Genomic DNA, 5329 nt, shown 5'->3' with positions numbered 1-5329 from the left:
CTAAGTGCATTCAGGTTAGATCAACAGCCTGTCTACGGCCCGGCGACTAGCCTGCTGAGCCATGTGCAGACTGACCCCTTGTCAGCTCTCAAGCTCGGTCCAGCGATCTATGGATTTTTCGCCGAACACGGGTTTGGGGCGCTGATAGAGCCAGTAATTTCGACATTATCATAACCTGAATGCGTCTCCTTCTTGTAGTAAATCTTCGTATATATTTGCCATGAAATAGGGAGCAGAAATACGGAGAAAATGAACGATCGCCAGACGAGATTTTGCTTCAATGTTTTGCCTTCAGGGCCAGAGATGCTTTGCCTTAGGGCTGCATTAGGCATCTCACTTGCTTGAGTCCGATCTTTGGCAAGAAACGAGTAGTGTAATTTTCCTTTCAGAGGCACGGTACGAACCTAAGATTGATAAAGCTGGTGTATTTTTGAAAAACTCATTCGCTGGATATAGCAAGATTTATTTGTTAAGTGTTAAGCGGGTCCCACCGCCGGGGTCGCGAGCGGTCGACAAGCTTATGTCCGCTCAGATGCACCCGCCGACCGGAAACGGAGGGGCAGCAAATCACCCCAAGCGGTCATGCAGCTTCCGACCCGATGCGGTCGCCCAAACTGCCGTCGAAGCTTCTCGGAAGCGGCCGTTCGCCGAGCCCCTGTCGACTTCAGATCAGGATGGCAAGCGGTCCCCCGCCCGGCGGCATCAGAGATCCTGAACGGAGGCTGGCGGCTGCATGAACTCGATCGTCGCGCCGTCAGGGCCAACAGCGTAGATCACCCTAGTTCCAGCCCGCGCACCGCTCGCGATCGGCTGCGGAATGCCTTGCGCCTTCCAGCCGTAGGCGGCGATCCGCATCAGGAGCGCATCGATATCATCAACCACAAGAGCCAAATGCGCGAAGCCCGGGTCGAAAGGCTTGGCTGGCACACTTGGTCGGTCTGAACCTTGATACTCCAAAAGTTCGATCGTCTGATCCGCTAGCGAAACGATCGCCATGCGCACCTTCGCCCCATTCGCTCCCGTCACCTGACCAAGGAACTCGCCCCCCATCTCGCCCGTCCGCACAAGCTGCGCGCCGAGCCCGTCGACCCAGAACCGAAGGGCTTCGTCGAGGCAGGCGACCGCGAAGCCGACATGATCGGCACGCCGCACGTGGATGCTCGTGTGTTCTGTCATGCGGGACGTCCTACCGGCAAAGGGGTCATTCGTATGCAACGGGTCGTGGCCGGCCCCCGGCTATGTCCGTTTCGACGCATTTGCCATTAGGAAGCGGATTAGCAGCAAACCACCCAACGCAGTCGTTCACAAGCGGTCGCGCAGCTTCCGTGAGCGGAGGCGTGTTTCGCCGCTACTCTGGCAGTGATGCGCCCACTTGGTAACTCGGTAGATTTGTCGACTTAATCCCGAACAAAATACCTCCGTTTGACCCGAAAGTAACCAAGGGGTACGATCGTATTGCAATGCAATCGGCTTCAACGGGACTTGGGTGGCGGACCGGCCAAGCCACTCAGGGTTTCGCGAACCGGTAGGCGAAACGATCCGTCCGACCCTTGATCGACGGATCGAACACCTTGATCGAGTGCGGATCCTCCTCGTTCGCAAGCAAGGTGCTCACGGCATCCAGCACGAAGCCGGCCGCCTCGACCTCCTTGCGGACCAACGCAGGATCGATCCGGTGGAGGGATTGGGTGTCGCTCGTGCCCGACCCGGCGGCGGCGGCGTGGTCGACGACGAAGTAGCGTCCGCCGGGCCTCAGAAGGTCATGCACGGCCCGGTTGAAAGCGTCTGCCGTCGCGCCCTTGCCCTGGATCAGCGCGGTGTGGAGATCGTGGTAGAACAGGTGCAGCCACAGGACGTCCGCGGGCTGCGTGACCTCCGCCAACGCGACGAGGTCCGCGGAGACGGCGTCGACGTTTTCCCGGCCCGGCTCACCCGCCAGCGTCTGCATGAGGCCGACAGGGTCGTTCTTGAAGTGCGCGACCTCGGCCGGCACGAAGCTGTAGACCCGGCCTGCGGGTCCGACGACGTCCGAGAGGACACGGGTCCAGTCACCGCCTCCCGGGTAGACGTCGATGACCGTGGCGCCCGTATCGACGCGCGCGAACCGGACCAATTCGGATTGTGTGGCTTGGTCGTACATGGGATTTCCTTCAGGGTCGGACATGCGATGAGCGCGCGGCGTCGGGACATCGCTCCCCGGCCCGCGCGGAGTTGGGGCAAGCCTCTTGAGGCTTGCCCTACGGCTCAGGACCCGGTGGACGAGCGCGCCGGGGCCGTCTCCGTCTCGGCGGCCCGCGCCAAGGCCTGGGTGTCGACATACTCCCGGACGCGGGTGAGCTTGCCGTCCCGGACCGTGATGGCGAAGACCCAGTCATCCTCGAACGGCTTGTCCGTGGCCTTGACCTTCCCCCTGGCGAAGCCGACCACCAGCACCCGGTCGCCCTGGGCGACGAACTCCCGGGGCTCCGTAGACGTCTCCATCGACCCGGACGCCGTCTTGAGCAGCCGCGCCAAGCCCGCGCGCCCGCGGTACGTTCCCGCCAGCGGCCAGTCCTTGCCCGGGATGATCCACTCGATGTCCTCGGCGACCAACGCCAGCAGGGCCTCCCCGTCGCCCTTGTCCATCGCGGCGAAGAAGTCCTTCACCGTCCGGACGTTCTGCTCGGTGCTCATGATGGCTTACCCCGATCCAGTATGGTGTCAGGTCAGACCTGAGCCATGCCGCCGTCGACGGCGAGATCCACGCCGGTGACGAAGGAGCTCTCGTCCGAGGCGAGGAACAGGACGGCGGCCGCGACCTCCTCAGGCTTGCCCCGGCGGCCGAGCGGAACCTGCGAGGCGAAACTGGCGACCGCCTGCTCCACCTGCTCGGCGGTAAGGCCCACCTTCTCCAGGGCCGGAGTCTCGATGGGGCCGGGGCTCATGGAATTCACGCGGATCCGTCGATCCTTCAGCTCCACCGTCCAGCCACGGGCGAAGCAGCGCACGGCCGCCTTGGCGGCGGCGTAGGCCGTGAAGGCCAGGTCTCCCCTGACGTTCGCAACGGAGGAGGTCAGGATGATCGAGCCCCCGTCCCTGAACAGGGGAAGGGCCTTCTGCACGGTGAAGAACGTCCCCTTCGCGTTCAGGTCGAAGGTCTTGTCGAAGTGGGCTTCGGTGGCCGCTGCGAGCGGTGCGAGCTCACCCCAGCCTGCATTCGCGAAAAGCACGTCGATGTGGCCGTGCTTCTGCTTCACGACTGCGTAGAGCCGGTCCAGGTCCTCCAGCCGGGTGACGTCGCCCACAACCGTCGTGACGTTGTCCCTGATCGAGGCCGCCGCCTCTTGCAACTCCTTCTCCCGCCGCCCGGTGATCACGACGTGGGCGCCCTCCTCGACGAAACGCTTGGCCGTGGCCAATCCGATCCCGCTGTTGCCGCCGGTGATGACCGCGACCTTACCTTCGAGCCTCTTCATGTTTGCCACTTCGGTGCTCCGTTCCTGACGTCCGGGGATGTCCCCGAGAGCCCCGAGATGCATCCGTGGCCGCCGGATGTTGAGTACGAAGGTGCGCACAACGGTGGTGCGAAATCGATCCACTCCGTGCGTAAGCGGGGTGGTGCAGACGGGTTACACCGGCTAGAACCGGCAAGCCTAAAGCCCGCTCAACGCCCCCATTCAGATGACGCAGAAGCGTTGCCGTCCGAGTCATCGGCGCACGAGCCCGGTACGGGGTGCCCCCGGTGCCAGGACGCACCATGATCGATTGGGATGACGTCCGCTATTTCCTGGCCGTGGCGCGCGCCGGCTCGGTGCGGGCGGCCGCCCAACGCCTCGGCGTGAACCACGCGACCGTGCTTCGGCGTGTCGGCCAACTTGAGGACCGCCTCGGCGTGCTGATGTTCGAGAAGCTGCCGTCAGGCTACCGCATCACAAGCGCGGGCGAGGAGGTCCTCGAACTCGCGGACCGGATGGAGGCGACCTCGAACTTGCTGGAGGGCCGTGTTTTCGGCCGGGACCAGAGCGTGCGCGGGCTCTTGCGGGTGACACTCGCGCCGTTCCTCTCGACCCACCTCCTCATGCCTGACCTCGCTGAGTTCGCGCGCCTGCATCCGGACATCGAGATGGACATCTCGTCGTCCGGCGAGCTCGCGAACCTGACGAACCGGGAAGCCGACGTCGCGATCCGGGTCGTCTACGACCGCAAGAGCCTGCCGCTCAATCTTCACGGCATGAAGGGGCCCGACCTGTTCGGGGGCGTCTACATCTCCCGCGACTGCATCGCCGCGCAGCGTGCAGGCCTGCCCGATCCCATCCGCTGGATCGTCATCAGCGCCCATGGGGTCCCGGACTGGGCCGGCGCGGGCGAGGTTCGCGCTGCCGAGGTCCCGTTCAGGGTCACGGATGCCGGGTCTCAACTCGCGGCGGTCCGGCAAGGGCTCGGGATCACGACGCTGCCGTGTTTCGTCGGGGATGCCGACTCTGTCTTGGTCCGGGTGCCGGGGACCGACCTGCACATGTACGGGACGCTCTGGCTGCTCACTCAGGGAGAAGCGCGGAAGACGAGGCGCGTGCGGCTGTTCAACGATTTCCTGTTCCGCAGGCTTGTGGCGCACGCTCCCCTGCTCGCCGGTTTGAGTCCAGCTCGTGGCTGACGCGCGGCAGACTTTTGGCAGTAGCTATGACCGAGAAGCGGACGCTCTGAGCGTCTGAGGGCGTTCGCAAGCTGGCGCAGCGGCGACGTCCGCTTCCACGCATTCTTCCCCGTCAGCGGACCAGCGGCTTCCCACCCCAGCCGGACGTCCCGGGGTAGGTGTCCGGATCGGATCGTCGGTCCTAGAGATGATAGGCCACTCCGGCGGCCCAGTGCTCCGGGAAGCGCCGGTAGGCCGCGACGACAATGGACTCCCAGTCCGCATCGTCCGGAAGACCGAGCCAGGCGAGGGTCTCCTTTGCATCGATCTGGAGCCAGGCCCGAAGCCAGCGGAGCCGGTCCTCGACCGCGCCGGGCGGGAGCAGGATCGCGCCGGGGAACGCGTTCGCGACGCCGGCCTGGGCATCCTCCGCCAGACGCGAGACCATCTCGATGTTGGCGTCGGCCTCCACGACGACGTCCTCCGGAGGCTCGGACCCGAGCCTTTCGGCGAGGACGTCGGTGACGTTCCTAAGCATGGTGCGACCGGTATTCGGTCCGGACGAGACGGACGAGGTCCTGCGTCCGCCGGGCCGGCGGCGTTCGCCGAGGATACGCCCGTCGAAGCGGCCGCCAAGGTCCCACCAGTCCCAGCGTCCGAGGGGGTTGAACCATCGCCCGTAGCCTCCCGTCACCGGGTGGCGCTCCACGTCCCGGA

Annotated in this window: 6 protein-coding genes; 1 reads left to right on the top strand and 5 read right to left on the bottom strand. The window is 64.6% G+C overall.

The features are described 5' to 3' along the window. Window positions 1–702: 702 nt before the first annotated feature. The 4 genes from OXS27_RS31610 to OXS27_RS31595 form a co-directional block, all read right to left on the bottom strand. On the bottom strand, window positions 703–1152 hold the full coding sequence (locus OXS27_RS31610) for a VOC family protein (RefSeq protein ID WP_267361608.1): 450 nt from the start codon (window positions 1150–1152) through the stop codon (window positions 703–705). Window positions 1153–1507: 355 nt separating this feature from the next. After that, complete coding sequence (locus tag OXS27_RS31605; RefSeq protein ID WP_267361607.1) at window positions 1508–2140, bottom strand: methyltransferase; 633 nt, start codon at window positions 2138–2140, stop codon at window positions 1508–1510. A gap of 104 nt (window positions 2141–2244) precedes the next feature. Continuing rightward, window positions 2245–2673 (bottom strand): nuclear transport factor 2 family protein, encoded by a 429-nt coding sequence (locus OXS27_RS31600; RefSeq protein ID WP_267361606.1) that lies wholly within the window; start codon window positions 2671–2673, stop codon window positions 2245–2247. A 32-nt stretch (window positions 2674–2705) separates the two neighbouring features. Then, window positions 2706–3455: a glucose 1-dehydrogenase gene (locus tag OXS27_RS31595; protein ID WP_267361605.1), complete on the bottom strand. Its 750-nt coding sequence runs from the start codon at window positions 3453–3455 to the stop codon at window positions 2706–2708. 281 nt (window positions 3456–3736) lie between these two features. Here OXS27_RS31595 and OXS27_RS31590 point away from each other — a divergent pair, with 281 nt between their 5' ends. Then, the gene (locus OXS27_RS31590; protein WP_267361604.1) at window positions 3737–4633 is read left to right on the top strand and encodes a LysR family transcriptional regulator; all 897 of its coding nucleotides are present in this window, start codon (window positions 3737–3739) and stop codon (window positions 4631–4633) included. Window positions 4634–4814: 181 nt separating this feature from the next. Here the strand turns inward: OXS27_RS31590 and OXS27_RS31585 are convergent. Continuing rightward, window positions 4815–5329: hypothetical protein (locus OXS27_RS31585; RefSeq protein WP_267361602.1), on the bottom strand; the 515-nt coding region annotated here is incomplete at its 5' end.

It is taken from the genome of Methylobacterium sp. GC_Met_3 (assembly GCF_026540775.1).
Classification (GTDB): domain Bacteria; phylum Pseudomonadota; class Alphaproteobacteria; order Rhizobiales; family Beijerinckiaceae; genus Methylobacterium.
The sequence above is the reverse complement of the archived record's forward strand: the minus strand, read 5'-3'. Positions and strand labels throughout refer to the sequence as shown.

Excerpts from the sequence above, each read along its gene's own strand:
- OXS27_RS31605 (WP_267361607.1), bottom strand. The coding sequence starts at position 2,140 with ATGTACGACCAAGCCACACAATCCGAATTGGTCCGGTTCGCGCGCGTC.
- OXS27_RS31600 (WP_267361606.1), bottom strand. The coding sequence starts at position 2,673 with ATGAGCACCGAGCAGAACGTCCGGACGGTGAAGGACTTCTTCGCCGCG.
- OXS27_RS31595 (WP_267361605.1), bottom strand. The coding sequence starts at position 3,455 with ATGAAGAGGCTCGAAGGTAAGGTCGCGGTCATCACCGGCGGCAACAGC.
- OXS27_RS31590 (WP_267361604.1), top strand. The coding sequence starts at position 3,737 with ATGATCGATTGGGATGACGTCCGCTATTTCCTGGCCGTGGCGCGCGCC.